22 protein-coding genes are annotated in these 25377 nt (G+C 60.3%); 16 read left to right on the forward strand and 6 right to left on the reverse strand.

Annotation, left to right across the window (positions count from 1 at the left end; genetic code table 11):
• Positions 1-34: 34 nt before the first annotated feature.
• Together ACED88_RS07605 and ACED88_RS07610 are read right to left on the reverse strand one after the other, a co-directional pair.
• Positions 35-1147 (reverse strand): glycosyltransferase family 4 protein, encoded by a 1113-nt coding sequence (locus ACED88_RS07605; protein WP_449109240.1) that lies wholly within the window; start codon positions 1145-1147, stop codon positions 35-37.
• Positions 1144-2067: an alpha/beta fold hydrolase gene (locus ACED88_RS07610; RefSeq protein ID WP_237193806.1), complete on the reverse strand. Its 924-nt coding sequence runs from the start codon at positions 2065-2067 to the stop codon at positions 1144-1146. Before ACED88_RS07610 ends, ACED88_RS07605 begins: the two co-directional genes overlap by 4 nt.
• 232 nt (positions 2068-2299) lie before the next feature.
• Here ACED88_RS07610 and leuS point away from each other — a divergent pair, with 232 nt between their 5' ends.
• The 6 genes from leuS (at position 2300) to holA (ending at position 10462) form a co-directional block, all read left to right on the forward strand.
• Positions 2300-4738 (forward strand): leucine--tRNA ligase, encoded by a 2439-nt coding sequence (gene leuS / locus ACED88_RS07615; protein WP_237206658.1) that lies wholly within the window; start codon positions 2300-2302, stop codon positions 4736-4738.
• Positions 4739-4863: 125 nt separating this feature from the next.
• Positions 4864-5772 (forward strand): DegV family protein, encoded by a 909-nt coding sequence (locus ACED88_RS07620; RefSeq protein ID WP_449109241.1) that lies wholly within the window; start codon positions 4864-4866, stop codon positions 5770-5772.
• 570 nt (positions 5773-6342) lie between these two features.
• Positions 6343-6885 carry a helix-hairpin-helix domain-containing protein gene (locus tag ACED88_RS07625; protein WP_449109242.1) on the forward strand — a complete coding sequence of 181 codons (543 nt, stop codon included), beginning with the start codon at positions 6343-6345 and terminating at the stop codon, positions 6883-6885.
• 368 nt (positions 6886-7253) lie between these two features.
• Complete coding sequence (locus ACED88_RS07630) at positions 7254-8474, forward strand: ComEC/Rec2 family competence protein (protein ID WP_449109243.1); 1221 nt, start codon at positions 7254-7256, stop codon at positions 8472-8474.
• Positions 8471-9400, forward strand: a complete 930-nt coding sequence (locus ACED88_RS07635) for a ComEC/Rec2 family competence protein (RefSeq protein WP_449109244.1) — start codon at positions 8471-8473, stop codon at positions 9398-9400. The genes ACED88_RS07630 and ACED88_RS07635 overlap by 4 nt, the downstream gene beginning before the upstream one ends.
• Before the next feature lie 54 nt (positions 9401-9454).
• Entirely contained in the window at positions 9455-10462 is a 1008-nt protein-coding gene (holA, locus tag ACED88_RS07640) for a DNA polymerase III subunit delta (protein ID WP_237206612.1), read from the forward strand.
• Positions 10463-10563: 101 nt separating this feature from the next.
• Here the strand turns inward: holA and rpsT are convergent, their stop codons facing one another.
• Both rpsT and ACED88_RS07650 read right to left on the reverse strand, forming a co-directional pair.
• On the reverse strand, positions 10564-10827 hold the full coding sequence (gene rpsT, locus ACED88_RS07645; protein ID WP_185172890.1) for a 30S ribosomal protein S20: 264 nt from the start codon (positions 10825-10827) through the stop codon (positions 10564-10566).
• A gap of 182 nt (positions 10828-11009) precedes the next feature.
• Complete coding sequence (locus ACED88_RS07650; protein WP_449109245.1) at positions 11010-11648, reverse strand: type II toxin-antitoxin system PemK/MazF family toxin; 639 nt, start codon at positions 11646-11648, stop codon at positions 11010-11012.
• A 143-nt stretch (positions 11649-11791) separates the two neighbouring features.
• Between ACED88_RS07650 and lepA the strand changes: the two genes are divergently transcribed.
• Together lepA and hemW are read left to right on the forward strand one after the other, a co-directional pair.
• A complete protein-coding gene (gene lepA, locus ACED88_RS07655; RefSeq protein WP_237185701.1) occupies positions 11792-13648 on the forward strand; it encodes a translation elongation factor 4 in 1857 nt (618 codons plus the stop codon).
• Positions 13648-14898, forward strand: a complete 1251-nt coding sequence (gene hemW / locus ACED88_RS07660; RefSeq protein WP_449109246.1) for a radical SAM family heme chaperone HemW — start codon at positions 13648-13650, stop codon at positions 14896-14898. Before lepA ends, hemW begins: the two co-directional genes overlap by 1 nt.
• Positions 14899-14987: 89 nt before the next feature.
• Here hemW and ACED88_RS07665 read toward each other — a convergent pair whose 3' ends face one another.
• Positions 14988-15404, reverse strand: coding sequence for a DUF4870 domain-containing protein (locus ACED88_RS07665; RefSeq protein ID WP_237206616.1), 417 nt, complete (start codon positions 15402-15404; stop codon positions 14988-14990).
• A 158-nt stretch (positions 15405-15562) separates the two neighbouring features.
• A complete protein-coding gene (locus ACED88_RS07670) occupies positions 15563-16420 on the reverse strand; it encodes a DUF3097 family protein (RefSeq protein ID WP_449109255.1) in 858 nt (285 codons plus the stop codon).
• Positions 16421-16597: 177 nt separating this feature from the next.
• Between ACED88_RS07670 and hrcA the strand changes: the two genes are divergently transcribed.
• The 8 genes from hrcA to ACED88_RS07710 all read left to right on the forward strand — a co-directional run bounded on the left by hrcA (position 16598) and on the right by ACED88_RS07710 (position 25198).
• Positions 16598-17590 carry a heat-inducible transcriptional repressor HrcA gene (hrcA, locus tag ACED88_RS07675; protein WP_237237280.1) on the forward strand — a complete coding sequence of 331 codons (993 nt, stop codon included), beginning with the start codon at positions 16598-16600 and terminating at the stop codon, positions 17588-17590.
• Between the two features lie 46 nt (positions 17591-17636).
• Positions 17637-18767, forward strand: a complete 1131-nt coding sequence (dnaJ, locus tag ACED88_RS07680) for a molecular chaperone DnaJ (RefSeq protein WP_449109247.1) — start codon at positions 17637-17639, stop codon at positions 18765-18767.
• A gap of 9 nt (positions 18768-18776) precedes the next feature.
• Positions 18777-19535: a 16S rRNA (uracil(1498)-N(3))-methyltransferase gene (locus ACED88_RS07685; protein ID WP_377129379.1), complete on the forward strand. Its 759-nt coding sequence runs from the start codon at positions 18777-18779 to the stop codon at positions 19533-19535.
• Between the two features lie 82 nt (positions 19536-19617).
• A complete protein-coding gene (locus tag ACED88_RS07690) occupies positions 19618-20718 on the forward strand; it encodes a PhoH family protein (RefSeq protein ID WP_449109248.1) in 1101 nt (366 codons plus the stop codon).
• A gap of 4 nt (positions 20719-20722) precedes the next feature.
• On the forward strand, positions 20723-21229 hold the full coding sequence (gene ybeY / locus ACED88_RS07695; RefSeq protein WP_237206621.1) for an rRNA maturation RNase YbeY: 507 nt from the start codon (positions 20723-20725) through the stop codon (positions 21227-21229).
• A 3-nt stretch (positions 21230-21232) separates the two neighbouring features.
• Positions 21233-22510 (forward strand): hemolysin family protein, encoded by a 1278-nt coding sequence (locus ACED88_RS07700; RefSeq protein ID WP_449109249.1) that lies wholly within the window; start codon positions 21233-21235, stop codon positions 22508-22510.
• 39 nt (positions 22511-22549) lie between these two features.
• Positions 22550-23632, forward strand: a complete 1083-nt coding sequence (locus ACED88_RS07705) for a GTPase Era (RefSeq protein ID WP_449106867.1) — start codon at positions 22550-22552, stop codon at positions 23630-23632.
• 156 nt (positions 23633-23788) lie between these two features.
• Entirely contained in the window at positions 23789-25198 is a 1410-nt protein-coding gene (locus tag ACED88_RS07710) for an LCP family protein (RefSeq protein ID WP_449106868.1), read from the forward strand.
• Positions 25199-25377 lie beyond the last annotated feature (179 nt).

The following is a 25377-nucleotide window of genomic DNA, read 5'->3' on the forward strand; positions in this document are numbered from 1 at the left end:
GGTAGCTGGGCGAGCGCCTGAGGCAGCTAGGCTTCTACTGCCGATGAAGGGAAGAGGCCAGCTCCAGCAGGGTGAGGGCGCTCTGTTCCCAGGTGTAGCGGGCGGCGTCCGCAAGACCGTTCACAATGCTGGTCTGCTGGACTTGCCGGTCTTCTAGGTCGCGTACCGCCTGCGCAAAGGCGAAGGGAGAGCTGGTCTCAGCAAAGCGGGCTGAGGGGGCAATTTCCCGGAAAATCGGGATATCCGACAGCACCACGGGGCAGCCCGCCGACTGGGCCTCTACCACTGGCAGCCCGTAGCCTTCTTCCCGCGAGGCGGTGAGCAGGGCAGCGGCGGTGCCTAGCAGCTGGCGGTAGTCTTCATCGCTGGTTCCCCCGTGGAACACCACGTTTTCTCCCGCGAGAGGGGCAAGTTCCTCCAGGCGCGCCGGGGCTGCCTTAGAGAGTAGGTGCAGACGGTAATCTGGCAGGAACTTCATGGCCTGCAGCAGGGTTTCAACATTTTTGTAGGGCATGAAGGAGCCCATGTAAATTAGGTCTTTAGTGCGCACCGGGGCCAATTCGAGAGCCTGCTCCTGGGCCACAAAGTCCTTAGCCTGGGGGGCATTGGGTATCACCGTAATGGGGTTGGTGGTCAGCTCGTGCTCCCGCATCAAAGCCGCCGTGGTCTGCGAGACCGTAGCGACGGCGTCCGCTCGGTTCAGCAGGTAGCGCTGGGGCGCGTAGGTGGTGTGGAAGGCCCGCCAGCCCAGCCGAACCGGCAGGGGGAGGAAGCCCGGCGGCGTGGGGTGGGAGTAGTAAATCAAATCGTGCAGGGTCAGGATCAGCTTGAACTGCCTGCCCAGCCCACCCAGCCCGATGGTTTGCATGGGCGAGAAGACCACGTCGGGGGAGTAGCGGTTAAGCTGCAGGGCGGCGGCGGGTTCCAGGGCGGACGTCGGTGCACAGATCTGCACGGACGGCAGGTCGGGGAGCATCTCAAGCTGACGTTCATCGCTCACCACCATGGTGAGCTCTAGGCCTTCCGGCAGACGCCGGTCACCGGCGTCCGCTAGCTCCTTGAGGGCAAAGAGTAAGGACGCGGTGTAGCGGCTAATACCGTCGTGAAAACCGATGCGGGTATAGCGGGCATCAATAAAGAGTTTCATGCTACCTGCCCCTCCTCTAGGTCTTGGGAATGAAAGCCGGCAATCAGGGAGGCCGCCCGCAGGGGAGTCTCGTAGTGAATCAGGTGGCCGACCTCGGGAATGATATCGAGCCGCCCCCGCTGGAGCTTACGGGCCATAGCCTGCTGAAGTTCTAGGGTACCCAGATCGTCCTTTTCTGCCACAATGAGCTGGACCGGCATCGGCAGAGCCGGGGTGAAATCAGCTGCGGTGGAACTGATAGATGCCCGGTAGGCCTGTAGAACCGCCTCGCGGGAGGCAAAGGCACCGAAGTAGGCATCGTGCTGGCCGTTGATGAACCGGCGCAGGGCGGGGTCGTGATTTTTCATCATGAACTCACTGCTCAATCTGGTGACCAGGCGGGAGCGCAGCAGAGCAAAACCCAGGGAAGCAGGTAGGGCAGCTCCCGCACCATAATAGAGCTCAGCCAGGCGGCTCATCACCTTTTGGTCCCCCTCAAGGGCAGGCTGACAGATGGGGTTAATCAGGGTCAAACGCTCTACCAGATGGGGGCGCACCAGGGCAGTATAAGAGCTCACGATCGACCCAAAAGAGTGACCCACCAGGTGCACCGGGCTGCCCACAGCAGTCTCAATGAAATCAACCAACCAGGCAGCATAGGTGCTCACCGCATGCTCAGCCCCCTCAATCGGGGCAGTTTTACCAAAGCCCGGCAGATCAGGGATATAAACACAAAAATCCTTCAGGCCGGTGGCAATGATTTCGAGGCCGTGGTGATCGCCCCTAAAGCCGTGCACCAAAACCAGGGGAGTGGCGTCCGCATTTCCATACACCCACCAGCGGCTGTAGGTGCCGCCAACCCAGCCCTCGTAGCGCGTCCCGGCAGGAACCTGCTGAGGTACCGGCTCAAAAACACCGGCCGAGTGGGGGCTTGCAGACATAGTGACTCCTTCTCTCTACCCCCACCACTGTACCGCCTCACCCCCACTTCTCAGTGGGCAAACTGCCACCGGGCAAAGCAAGCCCAAGCGCGGTACACTAGGAAGCAAACTATTGACAGCTCAGATTCGTGCGCGCCCAAAAAGCGCAAGCACCACTCGACAGACAGGAAACACGGTGACTGCTGAGGTAGAACCTACCGAACAGAACGAAACCACCTGGGACTTCCGCTCCATGGAAGCCAAGTGGCAGCCCTACTGGGAAGAAACCAAGGTTTTTGAACCCACCAACGAAGAAGGCAAGGAAACCCGCTACGTTGCGGACATGTTCCCTTACCCCTCCGGCGACCTCCACATGGGCCACGCCGAAGCCTTCGCCATTGGCGACGTCACCGCCCGCTTCTGGAAGCAAAAGGGCTACGATGTGCTGCACCCCATCGGCTGGGACTCCTTCGGCCTGCCCGCAGAAAACGCAGCCATCAAGAACAACACCCACCCCAAAGAGTGGACCTACAAGAACATCGAGACCCAGGCCGGCTCTTTCAAGCGCTACGGCATTATGACCGACTGGTCCCGCCGCCTGCACACCTCTGACCCCGAATACTACAAGTGGACCCAGTGGCTCTTCCAGCAGTTCTACAAGAAGGGCCTGGCCTACCGTAAGTACTCCCAGGTCAACTGGTGCCCCAAGGACCAGACCGTGCTGGCCAACGAGCAGGTTGTCAACGGCGAGTGCGAACGCTGCCACACCCCCGTGACCAAGAAGTCTCTGAACCAGTGGTACTTTAAGATCACCGACTACGCCCAGGAACTGCTGGACGATATGAAGGAGCTGGAGGGTCACTGGCCCGACCGCGTGCTGGCTATGCAGCGCAACTGGATCGGCCGCTCCGAGGGTGCCGAGGTTACTTTTGAGGTTGAGGCTGCCGGCAACAAGCCCGCCACCACCGTAGACGTCTTCACCACCCGCCCCGATACCCTCTACGGCGCAACCTTCTTCATCGTGGCAGCCGACGCCGACCTGGCCCTCGATCTGGTAACCGACGACCAGCGGGAAGCCCTGGAAGCCTACCGCGAAGAGATCAAGGTTCTGTCGGATATCGACCGCCAGTCCACCGACCGCGAGAAGACCGGTGTCTTCCTGGGCCGTTACGCCATCAACCCCCTGACCGGCGATAAGCTGCCCCTGTGGGCCTCTGACTACGCCCTGGCCGACTACGGAACCGGCGCACTGATGGCTGTTCCCGCCCACGACCAGCGCGACCTGGACTTCGCCCGCAAGTTCGACATCCCCGTCATCACCGTTCTCGATACCGGTGAGGACGACCCGGCAGAAACCGGCGTCGCTACCACCGGCGATGGCGTGCACATCAATTCCGGCCCGCTGGATGGCCTGAACAAGGCTGACGGCATCTCAAAGGCTATTGAGATTCTTGAAGAGAAGGGTGTAGGCACCGGCAAGGTCAACTTCCGCCTGCGCGACTGGCTGCTCTCCCGCCAGCGCTTCTGGGGCTGCCCCATCCCCGTCATCCACTGTGAAGAGCACGGTGAACAGCTGGTTCCGGAAGAGCAGCTGCCCGTCCTGCTCCCCGACAACCTGGCCGGGGAAGACCTGGCACCCAAGGGCCAATCACCCCTGGCAGCTGCTACCGACTGGAACACCGTTCCCTGCCCCGTCTGCGGTAAGGACGCCAAGCGCGACTCAGACACCATGGACACCTTCGTGGATTCCTCCTGGTACTTCCTGCGCTACGTCTCACCGAATTACGACCAGGCTATCTTCGACCCCGAGCAGATGAAGAAGTGGAACCAGGTCGACATGTACGTCGGCGGCGTTGAGCACGCGATTCTACACCTGCTCTACGCCCGCTTCTTCACCAAGGTCATCCGCGACCTGGGCCTGATTGAACACTCTGAGCCTTTTAAGGCCCTGATGAACCAAGGCCAGGTGCTCAACCAGGGTAAGGCTATGTCCAAGTCACTGGGTAACGGTGTTGACCTGGGCCAGCAGCTCGATAAGTTCGGCGTCGATGCCGTCCGCACCGTCATGGTCTTCGCCTCCCCACCCGAGGACGATGTCGACTGGGCCGACGTTTCCCCCGCAGGTATGCAGAAGTTCCTGGCCCGCGCCTGGCGCGTTGCCCAGGACGTCACCAGTGAGGTGGGGGCGGACGGCGCAACCGGCGACGCTGCCCTGCACAAGCTGGTGCACCGCACCGTCCACGACGTCGATGCCCTGGTAGAGAACGGCAAGTTCAACGTTGCCGTGGCCAAGACCATGGAGCTGGTCAACGCTACCCGCAAGGTCATTGACTCCGGTGCAGGTGCTGCTGACCCGGCCGTCCGCGAAGCTGCTGAGACCATCGCCATCCTGCTCTCCCTCTACGCCCCCTACACCGCAGAGGACGCCTGGCATCTGCTCGGCCACGATACCCCGGTACTGACTGCGGGCTGGCCCGAGGTCGACCCGGCCCAGCTGGTAGACGATACCGTCACCGCAATCGTGCAGGTCAAGGGCAAGGTCAAGGACCGACTGGAGGTCGCCAAGGATATTTCTGAAGCTGACCTTGAAGCCCTGGCTCTGGGGTCAGAGGCCGTTCAGCGAGCCCTGGGCGACGCTGAAGTGCGCAAGGTCATTGTGCGTGCCCCCAAGCTGGTCAATATCGTGATCTAGCGAGATCTAGATAGATATCATCGGGTGCTCCTTCCGTAGCGAGGGGCACCCGATTTTTCTATCTTTTGAGTGATTGCTATGGACTGAGTCACTCCAAGGGCTTGGCTAGGCGGTAGAGTAGTGAGGTGCGTTCTATAGCCCTGGTCACCGACTCATCTGCTGCCCTACCCGCCGCTACCCTTGAACATCTCAAGGCCGAAGGCGGGTTTAGTCTGGTTGAGCTACCGGTCACCGTGGGCGACCGCGCTTTGAATGACCTACCGACCGATCAGATAGACGCTGCTATCGCTTTAGCTCATGTTCAGGGGGAACAAGTGTTGACCTCCGGCGTTGCGCCGGGTGCCCTGGTGGACGCCTACGAGCAGCTGGCAGCCCAGGGCTACTCTGCGATTATTTCGGTTCATTTATCGGGGGAGCTGTCGGGTACCTGCGATGCGGCCCGTTTAGCGGCGCAGCTGGTCGATGTGCCGGTGGCGGTGGTTGACTCGCTCAATCTAGCGATGGGACTGGGGGAGCCGGTACTCCGCCTGCACCGCCTCCTTGCCCGAGAGCAGGACTTAGAGCAGGCCACCGCTGTAGCCGAGGAGCTCTGTGCTTCTACCGAGCTCTTTTTCTTTATTCCTACCCTGGACGCTCTTAAGCGGGGCGGACGCGTCAGCCCCGCTTTAGCTATGGTGGGCCAGATGTTTCAGATTCGGCCTGTGGCTACCGTGCTTGATGGCAAACTGCACTACGTTGAGCGCCCCCGCACTACAGCTAAGGCGATTGAACGGCTTGCGGCTTTGACCGAACAGGCCAGCGCCGAGCGGGCCGGTGAATTACCCCTGGATGTACCACTGAAGGATAGGGAAGCGGCCAACCTGCTCAGACGCCAGGGGCAGGTGGTTGCCATCCATTACAGCGGTAATGAGGAGCAGGCGCGGGAGTTTCAGCAGACCCTGGGGTCTATCGCCTCTGGGGCGGTGCTGACGCCCCTGCCCCCGGTGCTCTCTGCCCATGCGGGCTTAGGGGCCCTGGCAGCCGTTATTTTCTAGAGTTATGTTCAAGACGGTGCAGAGACCCTGTGGATAGGGGCCTGAGTCGCGTCATCTTGTGACTCTGGTGCACCACCTGCGAGGTTTCTGGGGCTAATTTCCGCAGGCTGGTGGGAGGGGGTTTATCCACAGGTGCCGTCGGCCTTGGCCTAGCCGCTCGGAAGCTTTTAGCCTGGGGCCATGTCTCAGAACTCTAGGTACCCCGCTGATACCCTACCGTCTGTTTCGGTTGAACCTGCCGATGTCGATTCAGAGCAGCCGAGTCAGACCGATTATCTCTTGCGCAGCAGGCGCCACGGCTCTGCTCCTGCGAGCGCCTCCCGGAGTCCCCGCCATCGGGTGCTTCTTGAGCATGCTTTGGCGTCTTCCGGTTCGGAGGCTCCCGGTCTTGGTCCGCAGGCTTCGGTGACCCGGTGGCGGGTGCCTACGGGTGCTTTGGTGATTCTTGCTCTTGTCTTGGGTCTTGTTGCTCTGTGGCCTGTGGTGTTTTCTGGTGGCGGCTCGTCTGTGTCGGCGGTTCCTGTGGCCCCTTCTGGGGAAGCCACGGTGCAGGCTGATGGGGGTAGCCCGGTGCCTGGTGATGAGGCAGGGCAGGGGGTGAGCACCGGGGCGGACGCTACTTCAGTTGCCGCTCATGGGGGAGGTGCGCCTGTGGTGGTTCATGTTGCCGGTGCGGTGCAGACCCCGGGAGTCTACGAGCTAGGTTCTGGGAGCCGGGTAAACGATGCGGTCACAGCTGCCGGTGGGCTTAGGGACGATGCTGATACGTCGGTGATTAACCTGGCAGCCCCTGCCAGCGACGGGAGCCAGGTCTATATTCCGGTGCAGGGCGAGGCACCACCTAGTTCGGCGGGTGGCGCCGAGGCCACTAACGGGTCGGCTGGCACGTTTCCCGGTACAGACCGGGGTGCGGACGCCGCCGGGCTAGTGAATATCAATACGGCAAGCGCCGAAGAGCTTCAGACCCTGCCGAAGGTCGGCCCGGTGCTAGCTGCATCGATTATTAGCTGGCGGGAGCAGTACGGAGGTTTCAGCTCGGTGGATGAGCTGGACCAGGTTTCGGGCATTGGGCCAGCTACTCTTGAAGCTCTCCGCCCGCTGGTGACAGTATGAAAAGGGTACTGGCTGCTGGGCGGAGCTGGCAGCAGGCACAGGCTGAACGGGCCGAACATCGGCGGGTGCAACCGCGTCTGACCGATGCCCGCCTTGTGGTACCTGCTGTGGGGCTCTGGTGTTTTACTGCTCTGTGGATTCTTGCCGGGGCCCGGTGGGCGCTCTGGGCTGGGGCCCTGCTCGCTTGTCTTGCTCTGGGCTCCTGGTGCGGCGCCCAGATTTTAGTTCGGAAAAGTATTGCGAAGGCGAAAGGTCCACTGACCCAGGTACCGGTGTTTGTGTCGCATACCCTGGCGCTAACCTGCCTGCTCGCTGCCTTACAGACTGTTGCCCTTCACGCCCGGGGTTACCCTCAACAGTGGGAGCTGATGCAGGCTCTGAACGGGCAGGGAATACGAGTGACGGCTGAAGTAACTGAGGCCCGGCCTGCTCCGACGGGTGGGTATAGGTTGCAGGTAGAAACCGTGGAGATAAGGCAGGCTTCAAGGACCTGGAGCCAGCGGGTACCGCTCAGCGTCTATACAGATAAACTTTTTATTCCGGGGAGCACTGTCAGCGCGGTGGGGGAGTTGAAGGTCAGCGGAACCTACTACCGTTTGCAGGGAGCTGTGAGCCTGCTGGAGCACCCGGCTTCTGTAGCCCCTCTCTTCGAACTTAAGAGCGGGTTGCGCGATAGGGCAGTGGACCATCTGGGCGCCGAACGGGCTGGCCTGCTCCTGGGTATGGCCTACGGCGATGATTCTTCGCTGCCTGCACCGGCTCTTTCATCTTTGCGGGTGGCCGGTCTAACACACCTGACAGCTGTTTCGGGGGCTAACATTACCCTGATTTTTGTCGTCGCCTACCGTCTGCTCTACCCGTTGTGGCCCCGGCGCCCTGCCCTCATAGCAGTCGGAGTGGCCGCGTCATCGGCCTACGTCGTGCTGGTAGGGCTTGACGGTTCTGTACTCAGAGCCTGGGTAATGGGGCTGCTGGGAGCTCTAGGTCTGATTCTTGGCCACGGAGCCTATCGTCTGGCTTTCCTCTCGACCTGCGTGATGGCTCTTCTTCTGGCAGCGCCACCCCTTGCCACCCACTACGGCTTTATTCTCTCGGTCGTGGCTACAGCTTCCCTCCTGATACTGGCACCGGCTCTCTCGCGTCTCCTCAGCAGGGGGCTGCCCCTTCTGCTTGCTGATCTGGTAGCCCTACCCTGTGCAGCTAGCCTCTGGTGCGCGCCGGTGATCCTGATACTTTCTGAGTCCATCTACCCCTATACGGTCGTAACTAATCTTCTAGCCGCCCCTTTGGTAGCGCCCATTACCGTGCTGGGGTTACTTGCCCTCATCGGCTACGCCCTGGGGCTAGCCCAACCCCTGCTCGATGCCCTCATGAACCTCGGTGGCTTTCTTACCCAGGGGCTACTAGAGGTTGCTGCCTGGTGCTACAAGCTACCTGCAAGCCAGCTACCTCTTGCGCTTTCACCTCTTACTCTCGGGTTGACCCTGCTGGCCGTTGTGGGTATCAGCTGGCTGATTCTCTCAGCGGACAGGTCTCTCAACACCCTGCCCGCAGCTCGCTTGCCTCGACTGCTAGGGGGCAGACCATGAACCGCAGGAGAAACAAAAGCCTGGTCGATCTTGCCCTCATAGTGCTCGTGATAGGTCTAGCGGTATTCCTGCTGCACGACCGTTGGCCGGCTGCACACCGAGCCCCTGCCCACTGGCAGTGGATTACCTGCGATGTAGGCCAAGGAGATGCTCATCTGATCCGTACCGGCCAGCGATCGGCCTACCTTCTTGATACCGGCGACGATTACTCGGCCCTCAAGTCCTGCCTCGACTGGGCCGGGGTAGACCAGCTGGAAGCTGTGCTCATAACCCACGCCCATAGCGACCACGATGGGGCACTACAACAGGTTCAAAATGACTTCGCCCAGCCGACGCTGGTGACGTCACCCCATTACAGCAGACAGGGGCAGCAGACCCCGGTCACGCAAGGAACAGCTGCCTATCGGCTTTCTACGGGCTCGGCTTTCCCCTCAGAGTCTGTTACCGCAGGGCAGCACGAGGCAGCCGGTCAACCCCTGGGCCGGGTGCTCTGGCCCCCGGCCCAGGCCCAGAGGATCCCCGGCGCAACCGGCTCCTCTAGCTGGATTAACAACACCTCCCTCGTCATCCACTGGTCCCTGCCTGCCAGGGAGACCGGCCAGAGGCCGCTGACCGTGCTCACCACGGGGGATCTTGAAGCGGACGCCGCCCACCGACTTCTTGCCGAATCGGCGGGGCAGGTGCCTGCCGACGTCCTTAAAATAGCCCACCACGGCTCGGCGGGCAGCGGCACCGACCTGATCATCGCAGCCAGCCCTTCCCTAGCGCTCATCCCTGTGGGAGCAGGCAACAGTTATGGGCACCCGCATGAGAGTATTCTCAGCTTCCTGAACCGACGTTCTATCCCCGCTGCCCGCACTGACCTTTCGGGGCATCTGGCGCTGACCACCAGTGACCGGGGGATTGAGGTGACCGCCTCGGGCTAAACCTGCACAAAAGCGCTTTATCTGACAAGATAGAAAGGCACCCAAGGAGGATACATGGCACGCACACCCCGCACCCGCTCAGCTGGTCCAGATAACGGCTGGCGATCGGTTCCGCTTGCTCCGCTCGTTTTGCTCTACGGCCCCGAAGAATACTTTGCCTCCCGGGCCACCCAGCGGCTCCGCCAGCTCTTTGAAGAGGCCCACGGCAGCTACGAACTCACCAGTCTCTCGGCCAAAGATTACCGGGCCGGGCAGCTAGACGTCCTTGCCAGCCCCTCCCTTTTCGACGAACCCAAAATCATTGAGGTCACCCAGGTGGCCTCCATGAGCGACGCCTTCCTGCAGGACGCTCTTGCCTATGCCGCTGCGCCCCACGACTCCACCCTGGTGATACTGCACCACGCAGGCGGTAACAGGGGCAAAAAGCTCATTGATACCATCAAGGCCAATAAGTCCTACCCGGTGGTCGAGTGTAAGGCCCTTAAGAATGAACGCGACCGGCTGGATTTCGTCATTTACGAGTTCCGCTCAGCCCAGCGCTCTATTGACCCGCCCGCAGCGGCAGCTCTCGCGGCAGCAACCAGTGATATCTCAGAACTAGCCTCGGCTGCCCGCCAGCTCATTGCAGATGAGCCGGGTACCATCACTGTAGACACCATCGACCGCTACTTTGGCGGCCGTACCGAGGTCACCGCCTTTAAGGTGGGCGATGCTGCGGTAGCTGGCAACAGCAGGGAAGCCATTAAACTGCTCCGCCAGGCGATCGATACCGGAAGCGATCCTATCCCCATCCTGGGTGCCCTGGCTGCCCGCATGCGCAACATTGCCAAAGTGCACGGGGTGCGCGGCAACTCCAACCAGTTGGCGGGCGACCTTAAGATGGCTCCCTGGCAGGTAGAAGCTGCCCAGCGGGATTCCCGCAGGTATGCGCCTGCCGACCTGGCTCGCGTCCTTGCCCTGCTGGCCGATACCGATGCCCAGCTCAAGGGCGAGAATCTTGACTCTTTCTACCCCCTAGAAAAAGCCGTCCTGGCTATTTCCCAGGCCTCCCGCACCCACTAGCGACAGGGCAAGAAAGCACAAGGCCCCGCTCCCATGAAAGGGAGCGGGGCCTTGCGTCACTTCGCTCTTAGACGCCGGCTAGAGGGGCCGGAATATAGAACTTAGGAAAGCTTGTTGACGAGAACGGTCAGACCGGACTTCTTGTTAGCTGCGTTCTTCTTGTGCAGAACACCCTTAGAAACAGCCTTGTCCAGCTTGCGGTTCGCAACACGAAGAGCTTCAGTTGCTGCTTCAACGTTCTGAGCTTCAACTGCCTCGTTGACCTTACGGATGGAGGTCTTGAGATCTGACTTGATTGCGTTGTTGCGCAGACGAGCCTTCTCGTTGGTGAGGATGCGCTTCTTCTGGGACTTGATGTTAGCCACGATTAAAAACTTTCTGTTTTTGTCTAATTGGTCGGTGAGGGCTGCGCTGACCGGTCATCGACTGAGCGGCGTGGGGATGCCTATGGCAACCAGTCAGCAGTGCCCGATGACCATCGGACACACAAGGGTTAACTTTATCAGCTCCGCCCCAGCTTAGGGCAGAGATATAAGCAACAATTTTCTTAGCGACGGCGGTAGGCCTCGGCGATGAAGTCGAAGGTTGCCCGGTCCATGATGGCTCCTTCACGGCGGATACCGTTCGGGTTGAGCTGGATGACACGGTTGAGTTTGACTTCGGAGTCGCGCCCTTCCTTATCCCATACGCCTGTACCAATGTCCAGGTAGTTGGGGTCGACGGTGCGGGAGTTGGAGTGGTCCTTGCTGGTGAGCATTAGCCCTAGAAGGTAGGAACCGGAGCGTCCGATGACTAGGACAGGGCGGTCCTTGCCCTGGCTGTAGTCCTCTTCGAAGGGGACCCAGGCCCAGACGACTTCGCCGGGATCGGCGTCGCCGTCGAGAGCGGGGGAGTAGTCAAAGGCTACCGAGCCGAAGTAGTCGCCGGGGTAGCCGCCCTGTTCCCAGCTTCCGGTGGGCTGGCCGGCAGATACCTGCTGGCTACCGCCGGGGCCGAACGTACCAAAATTGCCGTTGCCGGCGTCCGGGCGCTGCTGGGTGCGCGTGCCTGCCTGGCTCCCACCGCTAGAGGGGCGGGTGCCGGTGCCCTGCTGCTTATTCTTCTGGTTCTGGTACTTGTTCCATTCCCGGTAGATGCGCTGGCCGATGTTCAGTGCCTGCTGGATAGTTCGCATGTTGATCTTCATGGTCACTACAATAATCGCTGCTCATCGGCGCGCGAGCAGACACGCACCGGCTAAATGTGAGAAACTGGTTAACTGATTTCTACCGTCAGAGACCCGGTAGGCTCCCATGAGCTTTCTGAGAGTCGTGAAAGGACCCAACACACGTGTCACCCTTGGCGACCAACCCGCCCAAACCGGCGGCCACTGACCCTTCCGTTATCCGTAACTTCTGCATCATTGCGCATATTGACCACGGTAAGTCCACCCTGGCTGACCGCATGCTGCAGGCCACCGGCGTGGTTACTCCGCGCGAGATGAAGGCCCAGTACCTTGACCGCATGGATATCGAGCGTGAGCGCGGTATCACTATTAAGTCCCAGGCTGTTCGTATGCCCTGGGAGGTGGACGGCGTCAACTATGCCCTGAATATGATTGACACCCCCGGTCACGTGGACTTCACCTACGAGGTCTCTCGTTCTCTGGCTGCGTGTGAGGGTGCCCTGCTGCTGGTGGATGCTGCTCAGGGTATTGAGGCTCAGACCCTGGCTAACCTCTACCTGGCTATGGAAAATGACCTGACCATTATTCCGGTGCTCAATAAGATTGACCTTCCGGCAGCCCAGCCCGATAAGTATGCCGAGGAGCTGGCTAACCTGATTGGTGTTGAGCCTGAGGATGTGCTGCGGGTTTCGGGTAAGACCGGTGAGGGTGTACCCGAGCTGCTGGACCGCATCGTTGAGCTACTGCCCGCGCCCGAGGGTCAGGCTGATGCCCCCGCTCGCGCCATGATTTTTGACTCTGTCTACGACTCCTACCGCGGTGTGGTCACCTATGTTCGTGTGGTGGACGGCAAACTGGAACCCCGCCAGAAGATTAAGATGATGTCTACCGGCGCCGAGCACGACCTGCTGGAAATCGGTGTGATTTCTCCCGAGCCCAAGCCGACCGACGGCCTGGGCGTGGGCGAGGTGGGCTACCTGATTACCGGTGTGAAGGACGTCCGCCTGTCCCGCGTGGGTGATACCGTTACCGGTGCCCACAAGCCTGCCGCAGAAGAGCTGGGTGGCTACGAAGACCCCAAGCCCATGGTTTTCTCTGGTCTCTTCCCGATTGACGGCTCTGACTACCCGGCCCTGCGTGACGCCCTCGATAAGCTGCAGCTCAACGACGCCGCCCTGATTTACGAGCCTGAGACCTCTGCGGCTCTAGGCTTTGGTTTCCGCTGTGGCTTCCTGGGCCTGCTTCACCTTGAAATTGTGCGTGAGCGTCTGGAACGCGAGTTCAACCTCGACCTGATTTCTACTGCCCCCAACGTTATCTACGATGTGGTGGCTGAGGACGGCACCGCCCAGCGCGTGACTAACCCCTCCGAGTTCCCCGAGGGTAAGGTCGCTACCATTCGCGAACCGATGGTAGCTTGCACCATCATTGCCCCGAACGAGTTTGTGGGCGCGATTATGGAGCTGTGCCAGTCCCGCCGCGGCACCATGGGCGGCATGGACTACCTTTCCCAGGATCGCGTGGAACTGCGCTACCGCCTGCCCCTGGCCGAAATTGTCTTTGACTTCTTCGACCAGCTCAAGTCCAAGACCCGCGGTTATGCTTCTCTGGACTGGAAGTTTGACGGTGAGGAAGAAGCCGATCTGGTCAAGGTCGATATTCTGCTGCAGGGTGAGAAGGTTGACGCTTTCTCAGCTATTACCCACCGCGATAAGGCCTATTCCTACGGCGTGATGATGACCGGCAAGCTGCGTGAACTGATTCCTCGTCAGCAGTTCGAGGTGCCGATTCAGGCTGCTATTGGCTCTCGCATTATTGCCCGTGAGAATATTCGCGCTATGCGTAAGGACGTTCTCTCTAAGTGCTACGGTGGCGATATTTCGCGTAAGCGTAAGCTGCTGGAGAAGCAGAAGGAAGGTAAGAAGCGTATGAAGATGGTGGGCCGTGTTGAGGTTCCCCAGGAAGCCTTCATCGCTGCCCTGTCTTCCGGTGAAGAAGGTAAGGACAAGGGCAAGAAGTAATGCCAGCCCAGCCCCTGGGCGCTCCAGCCCCTTTGGACGGCAGAATCCCCGCTGATTCTGCCGTCCTCGGCGTTGAGCGCGATTTTTCTCTCTACGTGCACGTGCCCTTTTGCTCGGTACGGTGCGGCTACTGCGACTTCAATACCTACGCCACCGAGGATTTCGGCAACGGGGTGGGTTTGGGTACCTATGCCGAGGACGCCATCGCCGAGTTGCGCTTTGCCCGGCAGGTTTTGCGCGAGTCGGGTGTCGCTGACCGTCCGCTCTACTCTGTCTTTTTTGGCGGGGGCACCCCCACCAAGCTGCCTGCAACTGACCTTGTGAAGATTCTGCGCGAAGCGGTTGAGCTGTTTGGTGTAGAAGAGGGTGCTGAGGTAACGACCGAGGCCAACCCCGACTCGGTGACCCGCGAGGATCTTGAGACGCTGAAGGCCGGTGGCTTTACCCGGGTGTCCTTCGGTATGCAGTCGGTGGTACCTGAGGTGCTTGAGGTGCTTGATCGTACCCACACTCCGGCGAATGTTCCCAAGGTGCTCGCCTGGGCTAAAGAGGTTGGGCTTCAGGTGTCGGTTGATTTGATTTACGGGTCGCCGGGGGAGAGCCTGGCCCAGTGGGAGCAGTCAGTGCGGGCTGCGGTATCGTATGCCCCTGACCATATTTCTGCCTATTCGCTCATCGTTGAAGAGGGTACCAAGCTGGCTGCCCAGATTCGGCGGGGCGATTACACCATGCCCGACGAGGACCTCATGGCGGATATGTACCTGCTGGCTGAGCAGATCTTCAATGAGGCCGGCTACCACTGGTATGAGGTGTCGAACTACGCCAAGTCACCGGAGTACCGTTCCCGCCATAACTATGCCTACTGGCGCAACCAGGACTGGTGGGGAATTGGCCCCGGCGCCCACTCGCATGTGAATGGTACCCGCTGGTGGAACCTCAAACACCCGGTACCCTATGCCAACCGAGTCCGGGCTGGTCAAAGCCCGGCTGCTGCCCGCGAGGTTTTGGGGGAGCAGACCCGTAGGTTTGAGGACATCATGCTACAGGTCAGGGTCATTGACGGCCTAGATATTTCCCGCCTGCTGGAGGGTGGCGATGCTGCCCGAATCGAGGCGTCCCTGAGCTGGCTTGAGGGGCAGGGTTTGATTGACGCCGAGGCGAGAGCGGGCGGACGCGTGCAGCTCACCCTCCAGGGGCGCCTACTGGGCGACGCGGTGACCAGGGAGCTCCTCCCCGATATTGACAGCTAACTTCTCTTGCCCTGCCAGGGGAAACTAAAGGGGGCGGTCTGACTCAGCTGAGTCAGACCGCCCCCTTCATGTTCTAGCAGCCCGGGTGCCTACTTACCGCGGCGAGTGAGCTTGCTGAAAAGACGGGTATTGCCCTTGTACTGGTAGGGGTTGCCGCGGGTTACCTTAATACCGGCAATCAGAGCTGAGATAGCCAGGTAGGTCCAGGCCAGGGCAGCGATGAGGCCGAAGAGCCAGCCGATAGCCGGAATGTTGCTGAGCATAATAGAGACAGCCAGAACCAGGGTGGGCAGCAGGGTGAAGTCGAGAGCTTCACGGGATTCCTGCTCGGTGAAGGGGCCGCGGCCTCGGTAGAGGTAGTAGATGACGGCCGCGGGAATACAACCTAGCACGCCCCCAAAGTGTGCAGCGGTTGCGATATTTCGGTCTGCGCTAACAGACAGGTGTGCAGCGGTTGCAGGTGACCCCTTGTAGGCGGTCGAGGAAGGTGCTGATGCGGTCTTCAAGAATTCTTCTCTTTGAGGTTGAAAGGGCGAATGAGTGATGTGCGGGCTGTGAGCCCATCAAACACAATTTTAGTCAAAGCTAGGGGAGGGCGGTATATGTGAAGCCTACGAATTTATGGGGGAGCAGGACGATATTTGTCACACCGCCTGTACCCGCTTTAGCCTGCGGCCCCGTCAAGGGTGACGAAGTCAATGAGGTGTTCTACCGGCCCTAAGAGACTTGGCTCAAGGTCGGTGTAGGAATTGACCCTCTTGAGAATGGAATCCCAGCCGGCGCGGACGTCCTCGGGGGTCTCTGCCGCTCGGCCGAAACGCCGCAGTATGCCGGTCTTCCAGTCTTCCCCGCGGGGAACTTCGGGCCAGGCCTGTAAGCCCAATACCTGGGGCTTGACGGCCTGCCAGATATCCACAAATGGGTGGCCCACAATCAGCACGTTATCGCGGGCACCGGCCACGGCCATGGCCTCTTGCGTGATGCGCTCTTCCTTACTTCCTGCCACCAGGTGGTCTACCAGAATTCCGAGTTTGCGGTGGGAGGCCGGGCCAAAACCTGCAACTGCTGCGGCGAGATCGTCTACCCCGTGCAGGGGTTCCACCACAATACCCTCAACCCGTAGGTCGTGGCCCCAGACCTTTTCAATGAGCTCGGCATCGTGTACGCCCTCCACCCAGATACGGCTGGACCTGGCCGTCCGTGCTGGAGCGTTCTCCACCGCAACCGACCCCGACCGAGAAACCTGCCGTGTAGCGGTCTTAGGTTTCTGTTGAGGTTTGGTTAGATCAATGCTGCGGCCCTCAAGCAAAAAACCCGGGCCCAGGGGGAAGAACTTGATACGGCCCCGCCGGTCTTCGAGCCCCACTTGAGGGCCGGACGCCGTAGCCCGCAGGGTCACTGCCGCCCCCACAAAGCCGGTGGCGGCGTCCTCTAGCACCATGCCGGGGGCAAGAGGTACCTTGGGCAGGGCAGGACGGTGGGAGGTGAGGTCAGCCTGACCCCAGGTATCGCGGTAGTCCATCGGTGTGTCTCTCACTCTCTCATCCAGGGGCATTAGCCGTCAGCGTACCGAGTTCTGATTCTAGTTCAGTGGTATTAGAGTTAACGGGTAACTTAGCACTCAAGGTCATCAAGTGCTAACCTAGCCCCGCAGACCTCTTCGCCCACCAGGCGAAGACCTATGAGCCCAGGAGGTGCCGTGAACCACCCGAGACGCTTGCAAGTTCTGCAAGCCATCGTCGAAGAATACGTGCACACCCGTGAGCCCGTGGGGTCTAAAACCCTGCTTGAGCGGCATCAGCTGGGGGTTTCCAGCGCCACCGTGCGTAACGATATGGCGGCCCTCGAAGAGCAGGGCCTGATCCAGGCCCCCCACGCCAGTGCCGGGCGGGTGCCCACCGACCGGGGCTACCGCCTTTTCGTTGACCAGATATCGTCCCTACAGCCTCTCTCTGACGCTGAAAAACGGGCGATTCGAACCCTTCTCGATAGCGCCGAAAGCGTTGATGAGATGATGAAGACCAGCGTGCGTCTACTCTCATCGCTCACCCACCAGGTAGCTATGGTGCAGTACCCCACCGGCCCGGCTACCAGCGTGCGCCATATCGAGCTGGTCTCCCTCTCCAGCACCACGGTTCTGCTGATTCTTATTACCGACTCCGGCCAGGTTAACCAGCGCACCCTCACCCTTGCCCACAGCCCCGAAGAGCTTGCAGTAGCCCGCCAGCAGCTCCTTGACCTCTACGCCAACCGTACGCTCGACAGCATAGCCGCAGCACCGGCGTCCGCCCCCGGCAATAACCTGCTCAGCCCCCTCACCGAGGCCCTGCACCTACTCGCCGCCCAGGGTGCCTCTTCTCAGGTGCTGATTGCGGGCACCTCCTACCTTGCCGCCTCGACCGTAGACTTTAGAGGTAGCATCGCCCCGGTGCTCGATGCCCTAGAAGAGCAGGTTGTGCTGCTCAAACTACTCACCGACCTAGACCACGATGAACGCGGATTTGCCGTGAGTATCGGCTCTGAGAACCGCAGCGAATCCCTGGCCGAAACCTCGGTCGTCGCCAGTAGCTACGGGCCCGGGGGAGCTGCCCACGTGGGAGTCGTTGGCCCCACCCGCATGGACTACACCAGCACCGTCTCCAAGGTCAACGCCGTAGCCCGCTACCTATCCAAGATTTTGGGCCAGGCCTAGCCCTGCGCCTACCCCCTTTAAACCAGCCCATCGAAAGAGAGAACCAGTGAGCAGTCACTACGAAACCCTCGGCGTCTCACGCGATGCCAGCCCCGAAGAAATCAAGAAGGCCTACCGTAAGAAGGCCCGCCAGTTGCACCCCGACATCAACCCTTCGGAAGAAGCTGCCGAGGAGTTCAAGCGCGTCTCCCTCGCCCACGATGTGCTCTCTGACCCCGAAAAGCGCCGCATCTACGACCAGACCGGCAACGAAAACGGCACCGCCGGTGGCTTCGGTGCAGGAGCAGGCGGCTTCGGCGGGGGCTTTGGCGGCTTCCAAGATATCTTCGATACCTTCTTCAACTCTGCCCCGCGCGGCCCCCAGAGCCGCGTCCGCCAGGGCCAGGACGCCCTCATCAACGTCAAGATCGACCTCAAAGATGCCGTCTTCGGCACCAACAAGCCCATCACCGTTGATACCGCCGTTACCTGTGACCTCTGCAAGGGCGAAGGAACCGCCGAGGGCACCCACCCCGAAACCTGCGACACCTGCCACGGCCAGGGCTACATGCAGCGCCAGGTCCAGTCAATTCTGGGCACCGTCGTGCAGCCCGTTGAGTGCCCCACCTGCCGCGGGTTCGGCACCGTCATCAAGCACCCCTGCGCTGAATGCTACGGCGAAGGCCGCGTGCGGGAACGCAAGCCCCTCACCATCAAAATTCCCGCCGGCGTCACCAATGGCGCCCGCATCCGCCTGGCAGGCCAGGGTGAAGCCGGTACCGCAGGCGGCCCCAACGGCGACCTCTACGTTGAGCTGCGCGTCAACCCCGACCCCACCTTCAGCCGCGACGGCGATGACCTGGTTGCCACCGTTGGTGTGCCCATGACCGCCGCCGCCCTGGGCACCACTATTACCCTGGAAACCTTTGACGGCCCCCAGAAGGTGCAGATTCCCACCGGAACCCAGTCAGGTGACGTGGTCACTCTCAAGGACCTGGGCGTCACCCACCTGCGCGGCGGCGGCCGCGGCGATATCCGTGTGCAGATTGAGGTACGTACCCCCACCGACCTCACCGAGGAGCAGAAGAACCTGCTCAAGCAGTTCTCCGAGCTTCGCGGCGAAGACCTGCAGGTTAGCGAAACCGTCACCCATAAGCAGGGCGGCTTCTTCTCCCGCCTCAAAGACCACCTCAAATAGGACGATCCCATGAGCAACGCTGTCTACTACATCGAACCTGACGAGCTGGCTGCCCTGACGCCAGGTGCCACCCTGCACCTGACCGGCGACGAGGGGCACCACGCCCTCGTTAAACGTCCGGAGCTCGGGGAAGGGCTCGACGTAGTAGACGGTGAGGGCAACCGCGCTATCACCCGGGTTACTGAGCTGGGTCAGGACGGCCCCGTGCTTGAGGTCCTCGAGCTCACCGAAGATACGGTGGGGGTAGAGATATACCTTGTGCAGGCCCTGGCTAAGGGGGATAGGGATATCCAGGCCATTGAGATGGCCACCGAGCTGGGTGCCCACGGTATTGTGCCCTGGAGCGCCGACCGGTCTATTGTGCGCTGGAAGATGGAGCGGGCCGTCAAAGCACGGGCAAAGTGGCAGAATACGGTGCGGGCAGCAGCTAAGCAGTCCCGCCGGGCCCTGCTTCCCCCGGTCTACGAGCAGCACTCAACCGCAGATTTAGCCGACCTTGCCCACGAGCTGGGGGAGGACGGCCTCTTCCTGGTTCTCCACGAGCAGGCAGACTACCGTCTCACCCAAGCACTTGAGCGGCACCTGACCGATCGGGTGAAAGAGGTCTACTTCATCGTGGGCCCCGAAGGCGGTATCAGCCCCCGAGAACTCGACCTGCTCGCAGAAGCCGGGGCCCACACGGTACTGCTTGGCCCAGAAATCCTCCGCAGTTCTACCGCCGGTGCAGCCGCTATTTCTGCCCTCAACGTTGCGCTAGGACGCTGGTAAACCCCGTTCTGCTACAGGTAAAGTAAGAACTACCGTGTACGCTTTGTATTTCAAGGAGCTCTGACAGCCCGCACGGGCATCTATGACTACCTCATCTACGGCTAGCAGCCGCCCCCTCTCTGTTGCCCGCGCCTTCTCCTTCCGGTCAACCGAAGAGATGGTCGCGGTGCTTGGTCCCCACGACGGAAATATCACCCTGATTGAGCAGGCTTTCCCCGGGCTCACCATTCGCCCCAAGGGGCTAGACGTCATCGTTACCGGCCCCTCAGAAACCGTAGCCACCACCGTCCGTCTGCTGGCTGAACTCACCATTTTGGTAGAGAACGACACCCAGGTCACCGGCGAGGTGGTCAAGCGCATCATGGGCATGATGACCGCCAGCCTCTCCCACCCAGCTACCGCGATTAGCCAGAATATTCTGAGCTCCCGGGGCAAGAATATTCGCCCGAAGACCATTAATCAGAAGTCCTATGTCGATGCTATCGATGCCAACACCGTGGTCTTTGGCATCGGCCCGGCAGGTACCGGTAAGACCTACCTGGCCATGGCCAAGGCGGTACAGGCCCTCCAGTCAAAGGAAGTCAACCGCATCATTCTGACCCGCCCCGCTGTTGAAGCTGGCGAGCGCCTAGGCTTCCTACCCGGGTCGTTGAACGAGAAGATTGACCCCTATCTACGCCCGCTCTACGATGCGCTGCACGACATGATGGACCCCGAGACCATTCCCCGCCTGATGGAGGCCGGGACCATTGAGGTGGCGCCCCTGGCCTATATGCGCGGTCGTACCCTGAACGACGCTTTTATTATTTTGGACGAAGCGCAGAACACTACGGTGGAGCAGATGAAGATGTTCCTGACCCGTTTGGGCTTTGGGTCGAAGATGGTGATTACCGGTGACGTCACCCAGGTGGACCTGCCCGGTGGTCAGGCCTCAGGTCTGAAGCAGATTCGTCAGATTCTTGAGGGTATTGACGATATCCATTTCGCGGTTCTGCAGGCTGAGGACGTGGTACGCCACTCCCTGGTCTCGGATATTGTAAGTGCCTACGATAAGTGGGACGATGCCAAGACCTCGATGGAGCACCGCCGCAATCGCAAGGTCAAGCGCCAGACCATTGAGGCTGCGGCCGAAAAGCTGCTGCAGCAGTCAGGTATTGATGTAACCCCCGAAGAGAAGGCCTAGCCCTGTGAATATTGAGTTTGATATTGAAGAGCCCGGCGCAGAGGCGAGCGACTTTGTGCGTGAGTCTTTTGAGGCTGTTGATACCGGTGTGCTGGAGAAGCTTGTAGCCCATGCCTTTGCCCATATGAAGGTCTCGCCTGAGACTGAGCTGTCTATCGCTATTGTGGGCGAAAGCGAAATGGAGCGCATCCACATCGATTGGATGGACCTGCCCGGCCCCACCGACGTGATGAGCTTCCCCATGGACGAGCTCACCCCCGGCACCGACGACCAGCCGGCCACCGGCGTCCTCGGTGATATTGTCCTGTGCCCGCCCGTTGCCGCCCGTCAGGGGGCGGACGCCGGCCACAGCACCCTCGATGAGCTCTGCCTACTCACCACCCACGGCATCCTGCACTGCCTGGGCTATGACCATGCCACGGCGGAAGAAGAGGCTGAAATGTTCGGTATTCAGCGCACCATTCTTGAAGAGTTTCTGGGGCGCCCGGCACCTGTAGAGACGAGGCACTAACCGGTGCTTTCTTCTGCTTTGCTGGCCTGTGCCGTCCTACTCTTAGTATTAGTGGGCTACCTGCTCACCGCCGTTGAGTCGTCCTACACCTACCTGCCCCGCTCTGAGGCCCAGCGCCTGGGGGAGGAGCCCGAGAACAAGAGCATTCGGGCTATTCTCACTGACCCCGAGCCCTACTTCCGGTCCCTGCGTATCTGGCGGGTTCTGGCTGAGGTGTCTTCGGTCGTCTGTTTCTTCCTGCTGGTCCACGACCTTTTCAGCCGCACCTGGGTGAGTGTCCTGGTCACCCTGCTGGTCATGACCGTTGTGGTCTTTGCCTTCTTCGGGGTTGCCCCCCGCCTGGTGGGCCGCACCAAGCACACCCAGGTCTTCTCGGCGATGGCCGGGGTAGTTTACGGGCTGGGCGTGCTCACCCGTCCCTTCTCGTCCGCTCTCACCGCCCTGTCCCGCAAGGTCAGCCCTAAGGACTCCGAGCAGGTGACCGGCATTTTCACTGAAGATGAGATTCTTGAGTTCGTTGACCGCGCAAGTTCTTCTGAGGCTATCGAAGACGACGAGGCAGAGATGGTTCAGTCCATCTTTGAACTCGATGAGACCCGCATCCGCTCAATTATGGTGCCGCGTGCCGATATGGTGACGGTTGACGTGACCGAAAGCCTGGACGACGCTATCTCCCTCTTCCTGCGGTCGGGCTACTCCCGCGTGCCGGTACTGGGGGAGTCCTTTGACGATGTGCGTGGCATGCTCTACCTCAAGGACGCCCTGGCCGCCTCACGCGAGGCAGGGGCAGACCTTACAAGCCTGGGTATTACCTCTTTGATGCGCCCGGTCCGCTATGAGCCAGAATCCAAGCGCGTGATGGATCTGCTCAAGGAAATGCAGCGTGAATCTACCCACGTCGCTGTGGTCGTTGATGAGTACGGCGGAACCGCCGGTCTTGTAACCCTAGAAGATCTCATTGAAGAACTGGTCGGCGATATCTCTGACGAGTACGACAACGAGAAGCCTGAAATTACTCTGCAAGAGGACGGCACCTTCAAGATTAGTTCCCGCCTGAGCATCTGGGAGCTGGGCGAGCTCTTCGGCCTAGAACTTGATGATGAGGACGTCGATACGGTCGGCGGTCTGCTAGCTAAACACCTGGGTCGGGTACCGATTATCGGCAGCGAAGTTGTTGTTGAGGGTATTCACATTAAGGCTATTGGTTCTCGTGGGCGCCGCAATAAGATTGGCACGCTCTCTGTTTGGGCGGACCCTGCGTCGCAACACCCTGTAAAGTAAAGCCAAGACATTACTTAATCCCATCATTGGAGTATCTGCATGGAGTTTGCTTCCTTCCCCGACGACTACACTGCGGGCTTTGCCGTTCTGGTAGGCCGCCCCAACGCCGGTAAGTCAACCCTCACCAATGCGCTGGTCGGGCAGAAGGTCGCTATTACCTCCAACCGCCCGCAGACTACCCGCCACACCATCCGCGGTATTGTGCACCGTGAGGACTTCCAGCTGGTGCTGGTTGATACTCCCGGCCTGCACCGCCCCCGTACCCTGCTGGGTGAGCGTCTGAACGACATGGTGGCTCAGACTCTCTCTGAGGTCGACGTCATTGGTTTCTGCATTCCTGCCGACGAAAAAATCGGCCCCGGGGACCGCTACATTGCGCAGCAGCTGGCTGCCTCGGGCAACAAGCCCATCGTCGCTATCGTCACCAAGGCCGATAAGGTGGGCCATGAGCAGCTGACCGAGCAGCTTCTTGCCGTTTCGGCGCTGGGCGATGAGATTATGAGCGCTGAGCGGGCTGCCCGCCAGCAGCGCCGCGAACGTCAGGAACGCAAGAAGAAAGGGGAGGAGCTTCCCTTCCGTAAGGGTAGCGGCCCGGCCGCTACCCGTGAGAAGGGTAAGGCTGCGCCTGCTCCCGTTAATGACGGCCGTGGCGGCTGGGCAGATATCATCCCGGTTTCTGCGGTCAAGGACTACCAGGTAGAAGAGGTCGCGAAGCTCCTTTCTTCCTACCTGCCTGACTCACCCCCTCTGTACCCCACCGGCGAGCTGACCGACGAGCCTGAGGCCACCCTGGTAGCTGAGCTGGTGCGAGAAGCGGCTCTGGAAGGCGTGCAGGACGAACTGCCCCACTCGGTAGCCGTCACCGTTGAAGAAATGGAACTGCGCGAGGGCCGTAGCAAGGAGAACCCCCTACTCGATATTCACGTGAATCTCTTTGTGGAGCGCGACTCCCAAAAAGGAATTATTATCGGTAAGCGGGGAGCTCGCCTGAAAGAAATCGGTCAAACTGCCCGTAAGAACATCGAGGCTCTGCTCGGCACCAAGGTCTTCCTCTCCATTCACGTGAAGGTTGCCAAGGACTGGCAGCGCGACCCCCGTGCTCTGGGCAAGCTGGGCTTCTAAGTTTTCTCCTCTGACCAGGAGTTTCCTCCCAGCCTTACCCCCTAAGCTGGGCTGAAGAAAATCGGTCACCCCCGTACCGTAGACGAATCGGAGATACCTTTTATGGCGCCACAGGGTCAGCCCCCGCAGCGAGTTGTTACGCCCTTGGGGCGTCATATGAGCAACCAACCGCTTAAGTCCCAGCGGGTCAAGTGGATAGCGCTCTCGTGCGTTGCCCTTCTCGCTATGGTGGTTGCTTTTAGCGGTTTTGCCCTGGTGCGTTTGCGCAGCAACGTACAGACCGCCGAGATAAACATTGGTGAGCTCTCGTCGAACCTTGCCAGTGGCCCACTCGACATTCTCGTGATTGGCTCCGATACCCGTGCGGGTAGCAATGGCGCCTACGGCACAGCTGAGGACGCCGCCTCCGGGGCGCGCTCCGATGTGATGATGCTGGTTCAGGTGAGCGAAGACCGTTCTAACGTCAACGTCATATCTTTCCCTCGCGACCTGATGGTCGATATTCCTAAGTGCACGGATGCCGAAACAGGTGAGGTCTACCCGGCTACCACCGAAACCCAGATTAATGAATCCCTCGAACGCGGTGGCCCCGGCTGTACCGTAGCCACGATTAGCAACCTCACCGGCATAGCTATTGACCACTTTATGCTGGTAGATTTTAACGCCGTTAAGGCTCTGTCGAGTGTCGTGGGCGGCGTTGAGGTCTGTGTGACCGAGCCGATTGACGACACCTACAGCGGGCTCAAGCTCCCCGCCGGCACTTCAAGCGTTGAGGGCGAACAGGCACTGGCCTTCCTACGTTCTCGCCATGGCTTTGGCGACGGTAGCGACACCGCCCGTATCCAGGCCCAGCAGAGCTTCCTTGCCTCCCTGCTCCGGAAGGTCCAGGCTGAGGGCACTCTCACCAACCCGGCAATGCTGCTCAACATTGCTGAGGCTATTACCCAGAATGTCACTATCGATAAGGAACTAACTAACCTGGGTAACCTGGTGAGCATCGGAACTATCTTTGCCAAGGTTGATCTGAGCAAGGTTGTCTTTGCAACCGTCCCCAACGAACCCTATATCTACGATGCAAATAAGCTCCAGCTATCGGCCGATTCAGAAGCTTTCTTTACGAAGCTTCAAAATGATGAATCCCTCGTCGAGCCTGCTGCCACTGCCTCTGCTAGCGCGAGTGAATCGTCCGCCCCGGCTGCTGAACTGACCTATTCGCTGGGTGTGAGCGTTACCGATGCCACCGGTGTTGAGGACCGTGCTGAAGAACTGGCTCCCAAGATTGAGCAGGCTGGCTTCACCTCGGTGACAACCACCACCACCGATGCGGTCTACACCGAGTCGGCAATTTACTACCCCTACGGTTATGAGGCCGAAGCTCAGGCTATTGCCGATCTCTTCGGTATAACCTCCCTGACTCCCTCGGACCAGTACGTGGGAATTGCCGTTGTTCTGGGATCAGACCTGGCTGAGAGCGACACCATTGAAGCCCCCCAATCTGAGATTGCAGCGGGTGCTACCGGCCAGACCGCCGATCAGGTGACCTGCCAGCAGTCTTTCAGCTACTAAGCACCCACAGCGGTTCCAAATAGTGGACGGGCGGTGGCAGGTTCTGCCGCCGCCCGTCTCTGCGTGGTACCGTGACAGTATGAGTGAGATGACACTGGTACTCCTTATCTGCCGTATCGAAGCGCCCCGGGTGTAGCTTCGATACGGGTCAGTGCTACCCGGGACGATACCCCTTCCTC

It is taken from the genome of Rothia sp. 11273D007AR, from assembly GCF_053547255.1.